Below are 20,794 nucleotides of genomic sequence, written 5' to 3' on the forward strand. Positions count from 1 at the left end.
TTTTACACCGTTCCTTTTTCATACATCGCTCTTAATTTTTCTTTTTCTTGTTTTTTCTTTACTTTTTCTAATTCTTTTTGGCGATACTGCGTAACACTAAATTTAAACCATAAAAGCGCTGGACTTGCTACAAATATAGAACTTGCAGTACCTGCCACAATACCCACTATCATAGTTAGAGCAAAACCTTCTATCATAGATCCACCAAAAAAATAAAGCACCACAACAGTGATTAAGGTTAAACCCGTTGTTAAAGTAGTTCTTGATAAAGTTGCAGAAACTGATTCATTAATAATTAGATCAAGTTTTGAATTTTTACTTGTTTTAACACCTTCTCTAATCCTATCAAAAATAATAATCGTATCATTTAAAGAATATCCAAGCACGGTTAAAACAGCCGCCAAAATATCTAAATTTACATCTATTTCAAATAACGCAATAGCACCTAAAGTAATGACTATATCATGAATTTCACACACAATAGAAGCCATAGCAAAACGCCATTCAAATCTTACTGCCAAATAAATCAAAATAGCAATCAAAGAAATTCCAACCGCCATAAGACCTTTATTACGCAGTTCATCTCCTACTTTTGGACCTACTACATCCACACGGCGCACTTCAAATTTACCTGTATCTTTTAATAAATTTGTAATGCTTACTCCAATGTCATTTCCCAAACTATCACTACTTCCTGAAAAACGAATAATCACTTCATTTGCACTGCCAAATTCAGTAACGCTAGCACCTTTTAAATTTTCATTGATAGCTAAAGCTTTGCGAATTTCAGCCAAGGGTGCTTTTTGCTCGTATTGAAGTTGCACTAAAGTTCCACCGGTAAAATCAATACCAAAATTCAAACCCTTAGTAAAAAGAATAAAAATAGAACCAAAAAATAAAATAAAAGACAAAGAGATGGCTGCAAATCTCATTCTCATAAAATCATAAACATGTTTTTGACTAAAAAATTGCATTAAGGTCTCCTATATCCAAACCATAATCTTGTGTTATTGCTTTTTTCCATACGGTTCATAAACATTTCAAACATACCATGAGTTCCAACAATAGAAGTAATCATCGAAACTAAAATTCCTATGCTTAAAGTCACCGCAAAACCTTTTACCGCACCTGTTCCATAAGCATAAAGTACTACTGAAGTAATAAGCGAAGTAATATTAGAATCTAAAATCGCACTCATTGCATGCTTATAGCCATTTTCAACGCTTTGCCTTATACTAGCACCTTCTCGTAATAATTCTCTAATTCTTTCATTAATAATAACATTAGAATCTACTGCCATACCCACAGTAAGCACAAGTCCTGCCATACCAGGCAAGGTTAAGGTTGCTCCAAACATAGCCATTACAGCAATAATCATTAAAATATTTGCCACTAAAGCAATATTAGCAAAAATTCCTGCTATACCATAATACATCACCATAAATGCAATAACTAATACAGAAGCACCCGCTAGGGCTATCATACTCATTTTAATACTATCAGCACCCAAAGATGGTCCAACACTTCTTTTTTCAAGCATTTTAACCGGTGCTAAAAGCGCCCCACTTCTTAAAGCAATAGCCACATCATGAGCTTCTTCAACAGTAAAGCTACCACTAATTTGACCGCTACCCCCGCCTATTCTTTCATTAATTCTTGGAGCTGAATAAACTTTATTATCCAAAACTATAGCTAGGCGCTTTCCCACATTATTTCCTGTATAGTCTCCAAATTTTTTTGCACCTTCTGAATTTAAGGTAAAATTAATCACAGGAAGATTATTACTTTGCGCAAAACCTACTTTTGCATCTGTTAGCATAGAACCATCAAGAATAGGTATAGATTTTACTAGATATTTAATTTGAGGGTTTTTTGCATCTTCAAAAATCAAATCTCCATATTCAGCAGCTTGGGCTGGAGTAAGATTATTTACCTGATCCATTCTAACATCATCTACTTCCATTAATTGCAAATGTGCAGCTTTTGCAATAAGTTCTCTAGCTCTAGCTTCATCTGCAGCAGTTTTAATGCCTGGAAGTTCGACTAAAATTTTATCCTCACCCGATCTTGCTACATTTGGCTCTGCAAGACCAAATTGATCAAGTCTATTTCTAATAGTTTCTACAGCTTGTAAAATAGCTTGTTCATGAGTTAGTTTGATTTCTTCTTGGGTTAAAGAAAGCGTGTAGTGTAAATTTTCATGTGTGATAGCTAAGCCTTTAATGTCTTTTAATAACAAATCAACCTTAGCTGCATCATTTTCATCTAATAAGCTAAATTCAATACTAGTATCATTTACTTTGATTTTATCAACAATAATGTCTTCTTTATTGATAGAATAACTAAGAGAAGAGGCTATGGATTTAACCTTTGACTTAACCGCCTCTTCTACTTCTACACCTAATAACATATGCAAACCACCTTGCAAATCAAGTCCTAGGTTAATCTTAGCACCACTTTGGGTCTGCATAAAAGAAGGTATGGAAAAAATTAATCCTATAAGAAAAACTACAAAGAAAATAATACTTCTATAAGTAATTTTTCCACTACGCATCAATTTTCTTTGCTATAAAATCTCTAGAAATTTTTACAACTACATTTTCATCATTAAGCTTAACTTTGATAAAATCCTCTTCTGGTTTTACCACCTCGCAAATTATCCCACCATTTGTGATGATTTTATCCCCTTTTTCTAAAGATGAAACCATCAATTTGTGGTCTTTTGCTTGTTTTTGTTGTGGTCTAATAACCAAAAAATAAAAAATCGCAAAAAGCACAATGAGAGGCAACAATGAAGTCCAAATATTTCCGTTTTCTGCCATTTCTTCCCCTTTTTTTAAAATTCATAAATTCTAATTCTACCACTTTTAAAATAATAAAAGCCTTTTTTTCTGCACTTTTATTGTCAAATTTTATTTATTTTTCTTTTTTTGAAAATTTACTTTTTGAATTTATTTCTCCATTTTTAAGTATATATGGTTTGGTTTTATTGCTAAGAAATAAAAGTAAAGTAGGATATTTTTATACTGGATTTTTTGTAGGAATTTTATGGTTTTGGTGGATAGGTTTATCATCAATTTATTTTAATTTAGCTTATTTAATTCCTTTAGAAGTTATCTTAATCGGTATAATTTATGGAATTTTATTCTTAATATGTTTTTTTCTTAAATATGATTTTTTAAGGCTTTGTGGAATTTTTTTACTTAGTTTTATTCATCCTTTTGACTTTGATTGGCTAAATTGGGGTGTTTTAAGTGTATATGGGATCTTTGATGCAAGCTACCAAGGTATTGTAGCTATGTTTTTGATTGCTTATTTTTACTATGAAAAATATATCTCAAGATATTATAAAATAGCAATCATTTCAATCTTTATTCTAATAGGAGCTCAATATAATCAAAAACAATCACAAACACTAAATTTAAACTATAAATTAATCCAAACTAATATCTCTCAAGATCAAAAATTCATACAAGAAAATTTGCAAACGCATTCTAAAGATATATTTTATCAAATCAACAAGGCTATAAAAGAAGGTAAAGAAATGATTGTTTTTCCTGAAACTGCTTTTGCTTTTGCTTTAAATAAAGCACCAAGTTATTTGCAAACTTTAAAAGACTTATCAAAACAAATCATCATCATTACAGGTGCTATTAGTGCTACACCTAATCATCTATATAATAGTACTTATGTATTTGACAATGGCAACATACAAGTTTTTAACAAACACTATCTTGTACCTTTTGGAGAAGAAATTCCTATATTTAAAAACTTTTTTAAAAAATACCTTTTAAACATTGATGAATTTTCAAAAGGAAAGGAGTTAAATCAATACACTCTAAATAATCAACTCATCACTAATGCCATCTGCTTTGAAGCAACTAAAGAAAAACTTTACAAACACTCAAAGATCATCATAGCTATTTCAAACAATGCTTGGTTTAATTTTTCAAGTGAGTATAAATTACAAAATTTTCTAATGCGTTTTTATGCAAACAATTATAATGTAAGCATATATCATGCAGTTAATGGAAAAGAAAACGCAGTAATTAAGCCAAAAGAAATATTGATTTTAAAGATAAAAGAGAGATTTTTAAAGCAAAATGAAGCTTAAAAGCTTCATTTTACAATGCCTTAAATTCATCAAGTGCATCTAATTTCTCCCAAGGATAATCAGCCTGCCCCACTTGACCACGAGCAGCTACATCAGCATACATGAAAGTATCTTTACTTGGTTTATCAAGATTGAATTTATTTTTAATCCAATTTGGAGTTAATGGAAAAGTTTTCATTACAAAATCACTTAAAATATCATCGTTTAATCTTGCATTTGTTCCCATACAATCTACACTTACAGAAGTTGGTTTAGCTACGCCTATAGCATAAGAAAGCTGCACTATGCATTTTTTAGCAAGACCTGCTGCTACGATATTTTTAGCAAGCCATCTTGCAGCATAAAGCCCACTTCTATCAACCTTAGTATAATCTTTAGAAGATTGCGCACCACCTCCTATTGGAGCATAGCCACCAAAGCTATCTACTATAAGTTTTCTTCCTGTTAAACCGCTATCATGTAATGAGCTGTGATTTACATATTTTCCCGTTGGGTTGATTAAAATTCTTGTTTTTTCTGGGCAAAAAAGCTCTTTTGGTAAATTTGAATCTAAAATCAATTCCATTACCAAAGCTCTTAAATCTTCTATTTTCATACTTTCAACACAAGGAGCTGAAACTACAATAGTATGGATGCTTTGAGGTTTACAATTTTCAAAATTTTCTTTATTTACATAATCAATCGTAACTTGAGTTTTAATATCCACTCCAAGTTTATCAGGATTGTTTTTTGCAAACTCATATACTTTATCACAAAGCATTCTAGCATAAGAGATAGCTGCTGGCATATATTCTTTTGCTTCATTGCTTGCAAAACCAAACATTATTCCTTGATCACCTGCTCCAATTTCTCCATCTTCTTGATCAACACCTTGATTAATATCAGGGCTTTGCTCATTTAAAAACACCATTACATCTAAATCATCAGGATGTAAACATTGTTTTTTGCTAAAATGTGGATGGCCATCATAACCAATATCTGCTAAAGCTTTTTTTACAATATTTTCATAATCTTGTTTTTCTAGCTTATGTTTTGATTTAATCTCACCACCAATTACTACTTTATTTCCTGCTACAAAAACCTCACTAGCAACCCTTGAGTCTTTATCATGAGTTAAAAAAGCATCCACTATAGAATCAGCTATAATATCAGCACATTTATCAGGATGTCCTGCACTAACAACTTCAGAAGTAAATAAATACATATTTTATATTCCTTATCATAAAAATGATAGCTCTATTCTAACATAAGCTAGCTTAAAAATAAAAAAGCTTATTTAAGCTTTACTTTGTTAGAATAAATTAAAAATTTATCACTACAAAAAAAGGTAAGAAATGAGTTTATTTTCTTGTGCAATCAAACGCTATAAAGATGGAAATCTTATTTTACAAATTTGCATAGGTATTGTTTTAGGAATTTTAGTAGGTGTTTTTTCTAAAGATTTAGCTATTTTTGCAAATATTTTTGGTGCTTTATTTACAGGAGCTTTAAAAGCTATAGCGCCAATTTTGGTTTTTATCTTAATCTTAACAACTATTTGCACAAAAGAATTTAACCATGGAAGTGAAAAAATAAAACATATCATTTTCTTATATATATTTGGAACTTTTTTAGCTTCTTTAAGCGCAGTTAGTATAAGCTTTGTCTTTCCCGTAGAATTAGTATTAACCGATATTGAAAAAGCCTCCACCACAAGTCCTGCGCATATAGGCGAAGTATTTAAAACCTTACTTTTTCAAATCGTAGATAATCCTATCCACGCTTTATCTTCAGGAAATTATTTAAGCATATTAGCTTGGGCCATAGGTGGAGGTTTTGCTCTAAGGCATTGCTCTAATGATGCAAAGCAACTTTTTACTGATATCAACGAAGGTGTGTTAAAAATCGTTAAATTTATAGTCAAGCTTGCTCCTTTTGGAATTTTTGGACTTGTAGCAAATTCAGTTGCTCAAACAGGAGCAGCAGGGCTTTTAAGTTATATTAAATTATTAATCATTTTAGTTTTAACCATGTTTTTTGTAGCCTTTGTGATTAATGCTTTAATTGTTTTTGCCTATACAAAGAAAAATCCTTATCCTTTGATTTTTATTTGCTTAAAACATAGCGCTGTTTTTGCATTTTTTACAAGAAGTTCTGCGGCAAATATTCCTGTAAATATGGCACTTTGCTCTAAATTAAATATCAATAATAATCTATATAGTATCTCCATTCCACTAGGTGCTACGATTAATATGGCAGGAGCAGCTGTAACTATAGCCATATTAAGTCTTGCAGCAGCCCACACAGTAGGCATTGAAATAAATTTTTTACAAGCTATGCTTTTGAGTGTTTTAGCCGCATTTGCAGCTTGTGGAGCTAGTGGGGTTGCTGGAGGTTCGCTTTTACTCATACCACTTGCTTGCTCTTTGTTTAATATTGATTATGACATAGCCATGCAAGTAGTTGCGGTTGGTTTTATCATAGGGGTTATTCAAGATAGCGTTGAAACAGCTTTAAATAGCTCAACAGATGTTTTATTTAGCGCTATTTGTTCAGATAATGAGCTTAATTTAAAAATTTAAGGAGGACTTATGAGGCATTTAATTACTACAAAAGATTTTAGCAATGATGAAATCTTGACTTTATTTAAAGAAGCAAAAGAATTCTTAGATGAAAAACCGCGTACATTTTTAGAAGGAAAAAGTGTTACAACAATTTTCTTTGAAAATTCAACACGCACTCAATCAAGCTTTGAAACAGCTACAAGAAGACTAGGTGCTAAAGTTTTAAAATTAGATGTTTCAAGAAGTAGTTCAAGCAAAGGCGAAACACTTTTTGATACCGCTGCAAATTTAGATGCAATGGCACCAAGTGCTATTGTAGTTAGACACAAAAACTCAGGTGTGCCTCATACTTTAGCAAATTATACTCATTGTCCTATAGTTAATGGAGGTGATGGTAAACACGCTCATCCTACCCAAGCTTTACTCGATCTTTTTACCATAATGGAGCATTTTGATTATAATGTTAAAGGTAAAAAAATAGCAATAGTAGGGGATATTAAAAACTCACGCGTTGCTGCTTCAAATTTAGAATTATTGCCTCGTTTTGGTATAGACATTACCCTAGTAGCCCCACCTCATTTTATGCCAAATTATCCTATCAAAAAAACAAATAAACTAAAAGAAGTTATTGATGATGTAGATATCATCATGAGTCTTAGAACGCAAACCGAAAGACACAATATTCCAACCTATGCATCACTTAAAGATTATGCAAATGATTTTTGCATTAGTAAAGATTTAATAAAAGATAAAAATCTCATTATCTTGCACCCTGGCCCTGTGCATAGAAACATTGATATTAGCGATGAAGTAATGGCTGATAAAAGATGTAAGGTTTTAACTCAAGTTAAAAATGGCGTTGCTATTAGAATGGCTGTATTAAAAAAACTCATTTTAGAAAGTTAAAATCATGCAAAATTGGAACTTAAGTACATTATTTAAAGATGAGCAAGAATTAAATCTTTTTTTACAAAAAACCCAAGATGAAGCTTGTGAATTTAAAAAACAATATGAAAATAATCTTCATAGTTTAAGCAATGAGCAATTTTTACAAGCTTTAAAAAACTATGAAGAATTAATCTTAAAACTTTCTCATATACTAACCTATGTGTATTTAAATTTTGCTCAAGATACTACCAAGGGTGCTTTTTATGCAAAATATGAAAATTTAAGTAAAAAAATAGAAGAAAATCTTTTATTTTTTGAACTTGAATTTTGCGAGTTAAAAGAAGAAAAAAGTAAAACTTTCATCACATTTTGCAAAGATTATGAGTTTTATTTAAACAATCTTATCAAACACAAAAAACACAATCTTTCTAAAAAAGAAGAAAAAGTTATCCTAGCTCTATCAAGTACAGGTTCAAATGCATTTGCAAGATTATTTGATGAAACCTTTAGTGCTTTAAAATTTAATTTTGAAGGGCAAAAATTAAGCGAGGAAGAAATTCTAAGCAAGCTTTATGATAAAGATAGAAGCATTAGAAAAAAAGCTTCAAAATGCTTTAGTAAAACCTTAAAAAAACAAAACAAGCTTTTAGTGTATATTTTCAATATGATTAAAAGCGAGCTTGCTAGTATTTGCGAGTTAAGATCTTATGAAAACCCTGAAACCCCAAGACATATAAGAAATCAAATTTCTAAAAAAAGTGTTGATGCGCTTATTAATGCTAGCGAGAATAGCTTTGATATTGTTTCTAAATTTTACAATGCAAAGAAAAAAATTCTAGGATATAAAAAGCTAAAAGATTATGATCGTTATGCACCTATTGGAGAGGAAATGCAAGTTGATTTTGATCAAGGAAAGGATATCGTTTTAAAAGCCTTTGAAAAATTTTCTAAAGATTTTTATATGATAGCAAAAGAAGCTTTTGAGAATAATTGGATCGATGTTTACCCTAAAGAATTTAAACAAAGCGGTGCTTTTTCTCACTCAAGCACACCGTTAAGCCATCCTTTCATACTTTTAAACTATACCAACCAAAGACGCGATCTTTTTACCCTAGCTCATGAACTAGGCCACACTATACATCAAAAACTTTCTTATAAAGTAAATTTTTTAAATCAAGATACACCTCTAACTACAGCAGAAACTGCTTCAGTGTTTGCAGAAATGTTGATTTTTGATTACATTAAAGAAAATTTAGACAAAGAGGAGCTTTTATCTTTATATGCAGCAAAAATCGAAGATATTTTTGCTACTCTTTATAGACAGATTAATTTTACTACTTTTGAACGCAGATTTCATGCTAAAAAAGAAGAACTAAGCTCTCAAGAACTAAGTGAAATTTGGCTTGAAGAATCAAGAAAAATGTTTCAAGATAGCGTAGTTTTAACCAAAAACTATGGCCTTTGGTATTCTTATATACCACATTTTATACACTCTCCATTTTACTGCTATGCTTATGCTTATGCACAACTTTTAGTTTTAGCACTTTATGGTCTATATAAAAGTGGCAAATGTCCTGATTTTACCTCAATTTATATCAAATTTTTAAGTAGTGGGGGAAGTAAAAGTCCAAAAGAACTTGTAGCTATGTTTGGCTTTGATATAGAAAGTGATGAATTTTGGAATATAGGCTTAGAGCAAGTTAGAATACTAGTAAATGAATTTTTAAGGCTAAGCAATGATTGATAAAATTTTAAATAATAGAAATTTTATAAGTTTAATGCAAAAAAGCATTTATGAATGCTTGCAAATTTTAATTCAAGAAGATATTGAGTTTAATATCATTGTAAATACTAAATTTGTTACACTAGAACCTCCTTTGCCACCAGAATTAGATGTAGTGAGTAAAAATCCTTATTGTCTTTTTGCACTTGGCGGTTATACTTTTAAATCTATAGTTTTAACAAATGAGCATATAGAATTTCATGCAGGTTTTGGACCTGATGATTTTGCAACCTTTGTGAAAGTAGATTTGGGAGCAATTACTCAAATTCAAGTTGAAGATAATATCATTTTTGTTAATTTTTCAAACTATTTCAAAAAGCAAAATGATCAAAAATTAAAAGAAAAATCCATGAATGCTTTTTTAAATAATCCTAACAATAAAGATTTATTTAAAAAATGAGTTTTTTTGAAGGTTTAAATGATAGCCAAAAAGAAGCTATCATGCATATTGATGGAGCTATGCTAATACTAGCAGGTGCAGGTAGTGGAAAGACTAAAACCATTACCACTAGACTTGCCTATTTAATCGATCATGTGGGTATTCCTGCACAAAATACCCTCACGCTAACCTTTACAAATAAAGCTGCTAATGTAATGAAAACAAGAGCCTTAGCACTTTTGCAAGATCAAAATCTACACAATCCCCTTTTATGTACTTTTCATAAATTTGGCTTGCTATTTTTAAGACTTTATAGCGAAAGAATTAATAGAGCAAATAATTTTGTCATTATCGATACAGATGATAAAAAGAAAATACTAAAAGATTTAGCTAGCGAAAATTTGCAAAGCTCTTTAGCAAGCATAGGTGCTTATATTTCAAATTTTAAAAATCAAAGCAAAAGCGCTCAAGAAATACGCAAAGAATTAGAATTTTTAAAAGATGAAAAAAACAAAAATTACGAAGAAATCATTCATTTATATGAACAATATGAGCATTTTTTAATCCAAAATAATTTCATGGATTTTGATGATTTACTCATGCTAACTAATAAAATTTTAGAAGATGAACAATTTGCAAAAGAGCAAAGTCAAAAATATACTTATATAACAGTAGATGAGTATCAAGATACCAATACCTTACAATATCAAATTCTAAAAAAACTTTGCACGTCTCATGAAAATATTTGCGTGGTAGGCGATGATGATCAAAGTATTTATGGATGGCGTGGGGCTAAAATAGAAAATATCTTAAATTTCAAAGAGCAATTTAGCAATGTAAAATTAGTCAAACTAGAGCAAAATTACCGCTCAACTAGCGCTATTTTACAAGCTGCAAATGAACTTATAGAGCATAATAGAAAAAGACTAGGGAAAACTTTAATTTGCACCAAAGATGAGGGAGAAGAAATCACAATTTTGCAAAATGATGATGAAAAAATTGAAAGCTTTAAGGTTGCAAGAGAAGTTTCAAAACTTTTAAACTCGGGGATTAATCCTAGTGAAATAGCCATACTTTATAGAGTAAATGCCCTATCTCGTGCTCTTGAAGAAGCTTTTAGCAAAGAAAAAATTCCTTTTAAGTTGCTAAGTGGAATTCGTTTTTATGAAAGAGCTGAAATTAAAGATATTATTTCTTATTTAAGATTGCTTTCAAATTTAAATGATGATTATTCTTTTAAACGCATTATCAATCGCCCTAAAAGAAACTTTGGTAATGCAAGTTTAGAAAAGCTAGAAAATTATGCTAAAGAAAATCATTTGTCTTTATTTGAAAGTCTATGTGCTTTACAAGGAAGTGGATTTTTTAGCAAAAAAACAGACAAAGAATTAGAAAAATTCATACTAAGCATACACAAAATCAAAGAAAAAGATGATTTACTTGCAATGATTTTAGCCTTAGAAGAAGAATTTAAAATCAAAGAATTTTATAAAGATAACCCAGAAAGTGAAGATAAACTTTTAAATATAGATGAACTTTATGCTAACTTAAAAGATAAAATCACTCATGGAAATTATAATGGCTTAGATGATATTTTAAATGAAATTTCTTTACTTAATGAGCAAGATGGACTTGATAAAGAAAGTATTTGTATTATGAGTATTCATGCAAGCAAAGGACTTGAGTTTGATTATGTTTTTATCATAGGTTTAGAAGAAGGATTTTTCCCACTCACTAGTGAATCAAGTAATATAGAAGAAGAAAGAAGACTTGCTTATGTAGCAATCACTAGAGCCAAGAAAAAACTTTATTTAAGCTATGCTAATTCTAGATTTTATAAAGGAAGTCGCACAAGATTAGAAAAAAGTAGATTTTTTGGCGAGAGCAATGTAATCAAAAAAGAATTAACACTAGATCATCAAAAAAATTGCTATAAAAAAGGCGATTTAATCAAACATAAAATTTTTGGCATAGGCAGAGTCACTGGAGTAAGTAAAATAGGAGCTGAAGAAAAACTCACGATTAATTTTGGAGGCATAGAAAGAATGATAATGTCAAGTTTTGTGGAAAAAGTGATATGAATAAACTTTTTGTAGCTTACAAACCAAGTGGAATGAGTTCTAATGCTTTTTTAGGTAAACTCAAGAAAAAATATAAAAATAAAAAAGCAGGTTTTTCAGGAACACTTGATCCTTTTGCAAAAGGTGTTTTACTCATAGCCTTTGATCAATACACAAAACTTTTTCGCTTTTTTGATAAAAATCCAAAGGTTTATAAAGCAACACTTTGGCTAGGCGTACATTCACTAAGTCTTGATAATCAAAATATTAAAGAGATCAATCTTATAAATGCTTTTGATGAGCAAATTTTAGAACAAATTAAAAATGAACTTTTAGGTAAAATCACCTACACCCCACCCGCATTTTGTGCAAAAAAAATAGATGGAGTACGCTCTTATGAGCTTGCAAAAAGAGGTTTTGAAGTCAATTTAAAACCTTGTGTTATGGAAATTTTTTATACTAAAATTTTACACTATAACCACCCCTTTTTAACTATAGAAATAGCAGTTAGTGAAGGTTCTTATGTACGCTCTTATTGTGAATTATTTGCTAGAAAACTTGATATTAAAGCCACGCTAAGCTCATTAGAGCGCTTAAGCGAGGGAAAGTTTTTTTATGAGAATGAAAAAGAGTTAAATCCTTTAGCTTATTTAAATCTTAGAAAAAATACGATAAAATATCCCCAAAAATTACATAATGGACAAAAAATATTTTTGGACGATTTGGAAATTCAAGAAGAAGGTAGCTATATTTTAGAAGAAAAAGATTTTTTTTCTATCATTTCTATCCAAGATAATCAAGTGCAATATTATTTAAATAAGGTATTAAAATGTTAATTTTATCAAGAAAAGAAAATGAAAGCATAAAAATCGGAGATGATATAGAAATTAAAGTAGTTCAAACAGGCAAAGGCTATGCTAAAATAGGCATCGAAGCTCCAAAGTCTTTGATGATACTACGCAAAGAGCTTATCGAGCAAGTAAAAAGTGAAAATTTACATGCAATTAGTGATGAAACGATAAAACTTGATGATCTGAGTAAAAAGCTTAAAAAATGAAAGCTTACGCAAAAGCTAATATTTTTTTAAAAATCATCGGAATTGATTCAAGATCTTATCATTTATTGCAATCACGCTTTGTTTTAATAAAAGATATTTTTGATGAATTGAGCTTTAGTGATGAAAAAACCAAAGAAGGATTTGAAATCGCTGGAAATTTTACTCAAGATACCATTATACACAAAGCTTATAAAGAATTAGAAAATTTAGGTTTTTCTAATGAATTAAATGAATTTTTTAAAGACAAAAGTTTAAAACTTATCAAAAACATTCCCGTAGGTGGAGGTCTTGGTGGAAGTAGCACTGATGCGGTGACATTTTTACTTATGATCAACGAAGCTTTAAATTTAAAACTCAACCAACAACAACTTGAACAAATCTGCCAAAAACTCGGCTCTGATTTAATCTTTTTTTTAAGCGGATATGATAGTGCAAATGTTAGTGGGTGTGGCGAGATTGTAGAATATTTTGAAGATGATTTTAGCCAACTTGATTTTACTTTTCCTGCTATTGAATGCTCAAGCGCAAAAGTATATAAAGCATTTGATGAAAGCTCATATGATTTAACAGCGAATTTAAATTTAGCCAAAACACTTAAAACACTCAAAACAAGTGAAATTTTAGAGTATAAAAATACTGATTTAAATGACTTATTTGCTCCTTGTGTAAAAATTTATCCTAAAATGCAAACTTTTCTTGATGAAACTTATTTTTTAAGTGGAAGTGGAAGTGGAGTTTTTAAGGCTAAATGATGAAAAAAACTATAGTAAAAAACAAAAAAGCTTTTTTTGATTATGAAATTTTGGAAAAATTTGAAGCAGGTATTGTTTTAAAAGGTTCTGAAGTGGTAGCATTAAGGGCTAGTAGAGCAAATTTGAAAGATTCTTTTGTACGTATTATCAAAGGTGAAATTTTCTTACTTAATGCTCATATTTCTCATCTTAGTACTACACATTCTTTTTATAAGCATGATGAAAAAGGTGCGCGAAAACTTTTAATGCATAAAAAGCAAATTGATAGGCTTTTTGGTAAAATTAGCACTCAAGGTTTTACTATAGTGCCATTAGAACTTTATTTTAATGAAAAAAATAAAGTAAAAGTTTTAATAGCCTTAGCCAAAGGAAAAAACTTACACGATAAAAGAGAAAGTTTAAAGAAAAAACAAGCAGATCTTGAGGCAAGAGTTGCTATGAAAAATCATTATTAAAAAAGGATTTTGATGAAAAAATTTGCTTATTTATTTTTTACATTTGCTTTTGCATTTTTAATAAGTGCTTGCTCAAGCGAAGAAAAAATCGAAAACGAATTTGCATTTGCTGAGTATAAAATCGGTGATGAAATTCTTTTAAAAAGTGTCAATGGTGGTGAAAAAACCTTAGTAAGAACACAAAATGGTTTTATGGTAAAGGGTGAAGAGAATAAAATTTTAATGTTTGATTTTTTTGGAACCTTTTGCACACCTTGCCAAGAAGAAGCTACCCATCTAACAAGCTTATGGCAAAAAAATACAGATAATTTTATCATCATAGGGCTTAGTCATTTTGAAAATGTAAGCGATCAAACTGTTAAAGATTTTGCTATTAAATATGGGGCATATTATTTTTTAAGCAATTCTAAAGAAAATGATAGAATTGTCGCACAAGCTTTAAAAGATATTAACTATCAAAGTATGGAACAACTTCCTTTTAAAGTAGTTTTAAAAGATGGTGTTTATCAAGATTTAACAGACTTTTGGAATAAAGACTCAAAAAGTTATGTGAAATATTATCTTGGGAAAGTTTCTACTGAGATTATGCAAGAAGATATTAATAGGATATTAAATGGGTCTAAAAAGTGAAATTTTAGAGCAACAAAAACTAGCAGAACCTAAAATGTTTAAGGTTTTGCTTTTAAACGATGATGTTACCACCATGGATTTTGTAATTGAAATTTTAATGAATATTTTTCATCATGATTTTGAAAAAGCAAGTGCGATCATGCTTGAAATTCATCATCAAGGAAGTGGAGTTTGTGGTATATACACAGAAGAGATTGCACTTAGTAAAAAACAGCAAGTTGACACAGCAGCAAAAAACAATGATTTTCCACTCCAAACAAGGATAGAAGAACAATGAAATATAAAGAATTAATCGATTCGTTTATACCAAATGCAAGACATTTAAGCTTTATCAATCATCATGAATTTATCACTTGTGAGCATTTGCTTTTTGCTTTAGTTAAGCTTAGTAATGATTTTAAAAATTTACTTGAAGAAATCGGAGATGGTGATTTACAAAGCTTTGAAAATGAATTAAAAAATTATCTAGCTAAAAATAATGAAATTTTAAAAAAAGAAATAGAACCTATTTTTTCTGTGATCTTGGAAAATATATTGCACAAGCTAAATGCAAAAAACCAAACAAGTGTGATTGATTTTATCATCGCACTTTGCAAAGAAGAAAAAGCTTATTCTTATAATATTTTAAAAAAACATTTAATAGAAGAAGAAAAAATAAAAGAATTGTTACAAAATGCTGAATTTGAAAATTTAAAAACCCACACCATAGAGCTAGTTGAACTTGCAAAAAAAGGTAAGATAGATCCTGTTATAGGTAGAAAATTTGAACTTGAAAGAATGATGCAAATTCTAAGCCGTCGTAAGAAAAACAACCCTATTTTAGTGGGTGAGCCAGGTGTTGGTAAAAGTGCTGTTATAGATGGGCTAGCACTAGCTATAGCTGAAGAAAAAGTGCCAAAACACTTAAAAAACTCAAAAATTTATAGTCTTGATATGGCGAGCTTGCTTTCAGGGACAAAATACAGAGGTGATTTTGAAAAAAGACTAAAAGATATCATTACAGAATTAGAAAATATCCCTAATGCTATTTTATTTATAGATGAAATTCACACCATAGTAGGAACTGGCGCAAGTAATGAAAGTCATGCAGATATGTCAAATTTATTAAAACCCGCATTAAGTAATGGCAATATAAAATGTATAGGAGCAACTACTTTTATAGAATACAAAAATACCTTTGATAAAAACAAAGCCCTAAGTAGAAGATTTGCAAAAATTGACATAGATGAGCCAAGTGAAGAAGAATGTTTTTTGATCTTGCAAGGCTTAAAAAGCAAATACGAAAATTTTCACAAAATCAAAATCAGTGATGAAATTTTACAAACAAGTATAAAACTAGCAAAACAATTTTTACATGATAAATTTTTACCCGATAGTGCGATTGATTTAATCGACGAGCTTGGCGCAAGCTTTGCTTTAGAAGATAAAAAAAGTAAAAAAATAGTAAAAGTAAAAGACTTAGAAAATACTTTAGCAAGAATGACACATTCTCATAAAATTTATGAAAGTGATCAAGGTAAAATTCTTAAGAACTTAGAGCATGATTTAAAACAAAACATCTTTGGACAAGATGAAGCTATTAAAGCTTTATGTTCTATTTTAAAACAAAGCTATGCAGGATTAAAAGGTAAAAATACCCCAAAAGGTGTGTTTTTATTTACCGGATCAAGCGGGGTTGGTAAAACCGAACTTGCCAAAAATTTAGCACAAATTTTAAACCTTAATCTTGAAAGATTTGACATGAGTGAATACTCACAAAAACATGATGTGAGCAAACTCATAGGAACTTCAGCAGGTTATGTGGGCTATGAAGATGGTGGCTTGCTTAGTAATAGTATTAGAAAAAATCCTTTTAGCGTGGTCTTATTTGATGAGATAGAAAAAGCTCATCCTGATTTAACTAATACCTTTTTACAAATTTTTGATAATGCAAGTTTAACAGATAATAGTGGATTAAAAGCTGATTTTAAAAATACTATTATCATTATGACTTCAAATTTAGGTCTCAAAGAAAATAATGAGCTTGGTTTCTTAAGCAGTGATAAAGAAAAAAATAATAAAGCCATAAAAGATTTTTTTGCGCCTGAATTTATCAACCGTATTGACAAAATCATTCATTTTAATGACTTAAGTCAAGAAATTTTAGAACAAATCGTTCAAAAAGAACTAGATTTAATGACAAAAAATTTAAACAACATCACTATAGAAGCTGATAAAAAAGTAAAAGAATTTCTTGCTAAAAAAACCAATAATAAAGAATTTGGAGTAAGATTATTAAAACGCATTATTGCCGAAGAATTAGGAGAGAGATTAAGTGATGAAATTTTATTTGGAAAATTAAAAAATGGTGGTAAATTAAAACTCAAACTTTCCAAAAATGAAAAAATCGAATTTGTATTCTAAACTTTTAAAAAGCCCTGATGATGCGCCTGTTTTTATTAGTGAAAAACTAGAAGTAGACTTTATACCTCATGCTTATAGTCTAGGGCTTTTTCCATGGACTAGCAATCCTGTTACCTGGTGGTGTCCTTCTCCTAGAATGGTGCTTTTACCTGATGAAGTGCATATACAAAAAAGTATAAAAAAAGCTTTAAAAACTTATGAAATAAGACTTGATTTTGATTTTAACTCGCTTATAAGTCATTGTGCAAAAAGAAAAAAAACTTGGATAAGTCAAGAATTTATACAAGTTTACACAAAGCTTTTTGAGCAAAATTTAGCTCATAGCGTTGAAGTTTATGAAAATGATGTTTTAATCGGCGGTTTATACGGACTTATCATAGGCAAAATATTTTTTGGTGAAAGCATGATAAGTCTTAAAAAAGATACCTCAAAAGTAGCTCTAATAAGACTTTGTGAGCTTTTAAAACCATATGATTTTTTAATAGATTGTCAGGTGCCTAATGAGCATTTAAAATTTATGGGCGCTAAAGAAATGACAAAAAAAGATTTTTTAAAAACACTAGAAAAAAAAGTTTCGCTTGAAAGCGGCTTTAAAAATTTCAAAAATTTACTATAAAAAGATATAATTATAGATAAACAAAATTGCATAAATATTTTGGAATGATTTTTGCTTTTAGTCTGTAAAAGCTTTATTTTAAAGGAAAAATTATGATAAGCCCTTTTAAATCAAAAGAACTTATTGTTGATGCTTTAGCAGGAAGAAACCTAAGAAGTCAAATGATTAATTCTAACCTTGCGAATGTTGATACTCCTTTTTATAAAGCAAGAGATATAGAATTTGAAACTGCTTTAGTTAATAGAGCAAATGAAATTTTTAAAAAGAAAGATACCAAAGAGCTTGAATTAGCAAGTACAAATGCAAATCATCAAAAACCTTGGAAATTTCCAGATCCTAATAAATCAACTATTTATTTAAGAGATGGACATTTAGCAAGAAATGACGCAAATACAGTAGATCTTGATGTAGAAACTACTGAAATGAGTAAAAATACTATGATGATTACTGCTTTAGATGGTGTTTTAAGAAGACAAAGTAATATTTTTTCAACCATCATAGATACAAGCTCTAAATTAGGCTAGGAGAAAAATAATGGCTTATTTAAGTGATTTTGATATTAGCGGATACGGACTTAGTGCGCAGCGCTTTAGAATGAATGTAATTAGCTCAAACATAGCTAATGCAAACACTACCAGAACAGCAGAAGGCGGTCCATATAGAAGAAGAGAAGTGATTTTTAAAGCGACTGATTTTAATGAATTGCTAAATAAACAAATAGCCAAGGATAATAATTTTTTAGAATATGAAAATCCTTTAAACGACCCAGCTTCACAAAAAGATGCAAAACCTGCTATAATGAGCGTAGTGGTTGATAAAGTTGTAAGAGATGATAAAGATTTTCGTATGAAATTTGATCCATCTCATCCAGATGCAAACGAACAAGGCTATGTTGCTTTTCCAAATATAAACCCAGTAATTGAAATGGCCGATTTAATAGAAGCAACAAGAGCTTACCAAGCAAACGTAAGTGCTTTTACAAGCACTAAAACTATAGCACAAAGTGCGATAGATTTATTAAGAGGTTAATAAATGAACACTATTAATAGTATAAATCAATTTAACAATGTTAGCAATAAAAACAACAATAGCAACACAAATAACATAGGTGATGAATTTTCAAGCTTATTAAAAAATTCTATTAACAACCTTAATAAAACCCAAGAAACAGCTGAAGCTGCTATGGTAGATATTGCAACAGGTGAAGTAAAAGACTTGCACCAAGCAGCAATTGCGATTAGCAAAGCTGAATCAAGTATGAAATTTATGCTTGAAGTTAGAAATAAGGCTATAAACGCATATAAAGAAATTTCAAGAACTCAAATTTAATATATGCTTTCAAATACCATTAGAAATAGAGTTTCAAAGGTAGTTTTTGCTTTTTGTATGGCTCTGTTTTGTATGGCTCTGTTTTTACTTTCTACTTTTTTTCTTACTTCAAAACGTCATATACCAAATACTCAAAAAGAGCAATATTTTTCTGCTCTTAGAGGTAATATTATTACAAGTGATAATTTTACCATTGCTTCAAGTAGACAAATCTATAGAGCTGAAATAGATTTAAGAAGTTTAAATCCCGATAAAAAAGAATTGTTTTTAACCCTTTTTCAAATTTATAGTGGCATTAATAATGAACAAATGCAAGATATTAAAAAAAGAATGCTTGCAAAGAAAAAAAGAGGTTATAGTTTTATTTTACTTCAAAATATCAACTCAAAAGACGCAAGTTATCTTAAGGAATTATCTAAAAAACTTTACACTCAAGGCTTTTTCAGATCTTTTACAAATAGCAATGGTAGAGTTGAAACAAGAGGACTTGATATTATAGAACACAAAGAAGATCGTGTGTATATGTCAAAAGATTCACTTACTCCAGTCATAGGCTATACAAGAACTTATATAGATAAACAAAGCGAGATTTTTAAAAATATCGGCATAAAAGGCATAGAAAAATACTACGATGAATGCTTAAATCCTTTGCAAGATGCTAAAATTCAAGGTCTAAGAGATATAGGTGGTAATATTATTTTAAATTCACACTCCTATGAGCAGCGTAAAATAGATGGTTGCAACCTCTACTTAAATATTTCATTAAAACTTCAAAAGGGCCTAGAAAAAGCAATTGATAAAAGAAATGAAGATCTAAAAGCTAATGAAATTATCGTCGCTATCATGGAAAGTAAAAGTGGGAAAATTTTAGCTCTTGCTAGCTCAAGAAGATATGATCCTCAAAATCGCGGAAAAGATCTTTCTGTGCTTAATGCAAGTGCGATAGAATATGGCTATGAAGCGGGATCTGTTATAAAACCCTTTATATTTACTACTGCTTTAATGCTTGACAAGATTAAGGTTAATGAAGTTGTTGATACCCAAGGTGGTCAATATAAATTGGGTCGTTTTACTATACGAGATGACCACAAAAAAAACAAAATGAGCATGGAAGAAGTTATAACGTATTCTTCAAATGTTGGTATGATTAAAATTGCTCAAAGACTAAGCAACCTTGAAATTATATCAGGGCTTAGAATTTTTCGTTTTGGAGAAAAAAGCGGTATTGATCTTCCTTATGAACAAAAAGGGGAAATACCAAATCCTAAAAAATTAAGAGATGTTGAAAAATCTGTTTTAAGCTATGGTTATGGTTTAAAAACAACCTTTATTCAACTTTTAGCTGCTTATAATGTATTTAATAATGACGGAATTTATATCGCTCCGCAAATTGCAAATAAAATTTATCAAGATGGACGTTTAATAAAACTTGATGATGAAGTTAAAAAAGAAAAGATACTTTCAAGTAAAGCTGCCAAAGAAATGCAACAAATTTTAATCAATGTTATAGAAAAAGGAACAGGTAAAAAAGCACAAACTCAAGGTATTACTATAGGTGGTAAAACGGGTACAGCTAGAATTGCTGAAAGAAAAGGTTATACTTCAAATCGCTACAATGCTTCATTTTTTGGCTTTGCAAATGATGAGAAAAATAACTATACCATTGGAGTTTTAGTAAGACATCCTACCAAAGCTTATAGTTATTATGCCGCACAAAGTGCCTTGCCTATGTTTAAAGATACGGTAAATCTTATGATAAAAGAAAGCTATTTAATTCCTTCACTC

General features: G+C 29.9%; 22 protein-coding genes. 18 read left to right on the forward strand and 4 right to left on the reverse strand.

The annotated features are described in order from the left end of the window. Positions 1-2: 2 nt before the first annotated feature. Genes secF through yajC form a run of 3 tightly spaced genes read right to left on the reverse strand, consistent with a single transcriptional unit; the run spans position 3 to position 2,822 of the window. Positions 3-974, reverse strand: coding sequence for a protein translocase subunit SecF (gene secF / locus L8X40_RS02225; protein WP_087700764.1), 972 nt, complete (start codon positions 972-974; stop codon positions 3-5). Continuing rightward, positions 974-2,554, reverse strand: a complete 1,581-nt coding sequence (secD, locus tag L8X40_RS02230) for a protein translocase subunit SecD (protein WP_087700763.1) — start codon at positions 2,552-2,554, stop codon at positions 974-976. The genes secF and secD overlap by 1 nt, the downstream gene beginning before the upstream one ends. Next, entirely contained in the window at positions 2,547-2,822 is a 276-nt protein-coding gene (gene yajC, locus L8X40_RS02235; RefSeq protein ID WP_039618686.1) for a preprotein translocase subunit YajC, read from the reverse strand. Before yajC ends, secD begins: the two co-directional genes overlap by 8 nt. On the opposite strand from yajC, the gene L8X40_RS02240 reads away from it, so the two are divergent. Beyond that, complete coding sequence (locus L8X40_RS02240) at positions 2,792-4,114, forward strand: apolipoprotein N-acyltransferase (RefSeq protein WP_087700762.1); 1,323 nt, start codon at positions 2,792-2,794, stop codon at positions 4,112-4,114. The two genes, yajC and L8X40_RS02240, sit on opposite strands and share 31 nt — an antisense overlap. Positions 4,115-4,124: 10 nt before the next feature. Here the strand turns inward: L8X40_RS02240 and metK are convergent, their stop codons facing one another. Beyond that, positions 4,125-5,318, reverse strand: a complete 1,194-nt coding sequence (gene metK / locus L8X40_RS02245) for a methionine adenosyltransferase (RefSeq protein ID WP_087700761.1) — start codon at positions 5,316-5,318, stop codon at positions 4,125-4,127. Between the two features lie 130 nt (positions 5,319-5,448). On the opposite strand from metK, the gene sstT reads away from it, so the two are divergent. From sstT to L8X40_RS02330, 17 genes are all read left to right on the forward strand, one after another. Then, on the forward strand, positions 5,449-6,675 hold the full coding sequence (gene sstT, locus L8X40_RS02250) for a serine/threonine transporter SstT (RefSeq protein WP_214124889.1): 1,227 nt from the start codon (positions 5,449-5,451) through the stop codon (positions 6,673-6,675). Positions 6,676-6,684: 9 nt separating this feature from the next. Continuing rightward, positions 6,685-7,563 carry an aspartate carbamoyltransferase catalytic subunit gene (locus L8X40_RS02255; protein WP_263667199.1) on the forward strand — a complete coding sequence of 293 codons (879 nt, stop codon included), beginning with the start codon at positions 6,685-6,687 and terminating at the stop codon, positions 7,561-7,563. A 4-nt stretch (positions 7,564-7,567) separates the two neighbouring features. Further along, positions 7,568-9,289 carry a M3 family oligoendopeptidase gene (locus L8X40_RS02260; RefSeq protein ID WP_214135889.1) on the forward strand — a complete coding sequence of 574 codons (1,722 nt, stop codon included), beginning with the start codon at positions 7,568-7,570 and terminating at the stop codon, positions 9,287-9,289. Beyond that, positions 9,282-9,728, forward strand: a complete 447-nt coding sequence (locus L8X40_RS02265; RefSeq protein WP_087700757.1) for a hypothetical protein — start codon at positions 9,282-9,284, stop codon at positions 9,726-9,728. The genes L8X40_RS02260 and L8X40_RS02265 overlap by 8 nt, the downstream gene beginning before the upstream one ends. Continuing rightward, positions 9,725-11,788, forward strand: a complete 2,064-nt coding sequence (locus L8X40_RS02270) for an ATP-dependent helicase (protein ID WP_263667200.1) — start codon at positions 9,725-9,727, stop codon at positions 11,786-11,788. The genes L8X40_RS02265 and L8X40_RS02270 overlap by 4 nt, the downstream gene beginning before the upstream one ends. Further along, complete coding sequence (gene truB / locus L8X40_RS02275) at positions 11,785-12,603, forward strand: tRNA pseudouridine(55) synthase TruB (RefSeq protein WP_087700755.1); 819 nt, start codon at positions 11,785-11,787, stop codon at positions 12,601-12,603. Before L8X40_RS02270 ends, truB begins: the two co-directional genes overlap by 4 nt. Further along, entirely contained in the window at positions 12,597-12,824 is a 228-nt protein-coding gene (gene csrA / locus L8X40_RS02280) for a carbon storage regulator CsrA (protein ID WP_012661763.1), read from the forward strand. The genes truB and csrA overlap by 7 nt, the downstream gene beginning before the upstream one ends. Next, positions 12,821-13,576, forward strand: a complete 756-nt coding sequence (locus L8X40_RS02285) for a 4-(cytidine 5'-diphospho)-2-C-methyl-D-erythritol kinase (protein ID WP_263667201.1) — start codon at positions 12,821-12,823, stop codon at positions 13,574-13,576. The genes csrA and L8X40_RS02285 overlap by 4 nt, the downstream gene beginning before the upstream one ends. Further along, positions 13,576-14,031: an SsrA-binding protein SmpB gene (smpB, locus tag L8X40_RS02290; RefSeq protein ID WP_263667202.1), complete on the forward strand. Its 456-nt coding sequence runs from the start codon at positions 13,576-13,578 to the stop codon at positions 14,029-14,031. The genes L8X40_RS02285 and smpB overlap by 1 nt, the downstream gene beginning before the upstream one ends. A 12-nt stretch (positions 14,032-14,043) precedes the next feature. Next, positions 14,044-14,661: a thioredoxin domain-containing protein gene (locus tag L8X40_RS02295; RefSeq protein WP_047208433.1), complete on the forward strand. Its 618-nt coding sequence runs from the start codon at positions 14,044-14,046 to the stop codon at positions 14,659-14,661. Continuing rightward, positions 14,645-14,938: an ATP-dependent Clp protease adaptor ClpS gene (locus tag L8X40_RS02300; protein ID WP_039626581.1), complete on the forward strand. Its 294-nt coding sequence runs from the start codon at positions 14,645-14,647 to the stop codon at positions 14,936-14,938. Before L8X40_RS02295 ends, L8X40_RS02300 begins: the two co-directional genes overlap by 17 nt. Next, complete coding sequence (locus tag L8X40_RS02305; RefSeq protein ID WP_263667203.1) at positions 14,935-17,064, forward strand: AAA family ATPase; 2,130 nt, start codon at positions 14,935-14,937, stop codon at positions 17,062-17,064. Before L8X40_RS02300 ends, L8X40_RS02305 begins: the two co-directional genes overlap by 4 nt. Next, positions 17,039-17,680 carry a leucyl/phenylalanyl-tRNA--protein transferase gene (aat, locus tag L8X40_RS02310; RefSeq protein ID WP_087700750.1) on the forward strand — a complete coding sequence of 214 codons (642 nt, stop codon included), beginning with the start codon at positions 17,039-17,041 and terminating at the stop codon, positions 17,678-17,680. The genes L8X40_RS02305 and aat overlap by 26 nt, the downstream gene beginning before the upstream one ends. A 92-nt stretch (positions 17,681-17,772) precedes the next feature. Further along, positions 17,773-18,204, forward strand: a complete 432-nt coding sequence (gene flgB, locus L8X40_RS02315; protein WP_039618716.1) for a flagellar basal body rod protein FlgB — start codon at positions 17,773-17,775, stop codon at positions 18,202-18,204. A 10-nt stretch (positions 18,205-18,214) separates the two neighbouring features. Next, positions 18,215-18,709, forward strand: a complete 495-nt coding sequence (gene flgC, locus L8X40_RS02320) for a flagellar basal body rod protein FlgC (RefSeq protein WP_039618718.1) — start codon at positions 18,215-18,217, stop codon at positions 18,707-18,709. Between the two features lie 3 nt (positions 18,710-18,712). Continuing rightward, the gene (fliE, locus tag L8X40_RS02325) at positions 18,713-19,009 is read left to right on the forward strand and encodes a flagellar hook-basal body complex protein FliE (RefSeq protein ID WP_214135883.1); all 297 of its coding nucleotides are present in this window, start codon (positions 18,713-18,715) and stop codon (positions 19,007-19,009) included. 3 nt (positions 19,010-19,012) lie between these two features. Then, on the forward strand, positions 19,013-20,794 hold a 1,782-nt coding region (locus L8X40_RS02330; protein ID WP_263667204.1), incomplete at its 3' end, for a peptidoglycan D,D-transpeptidase FtsI family protein.

It is taken from the genome of Campylobacter sp. CNRCH_2013_0855 (assembly GCF_025773025.1).
GTDB lineage: Bacteria > Campylobacterota > Campylobacteria > Campylobacterales > Campylobacteraceae > Campylobacter_D > Campylobacter_D jejuni_C.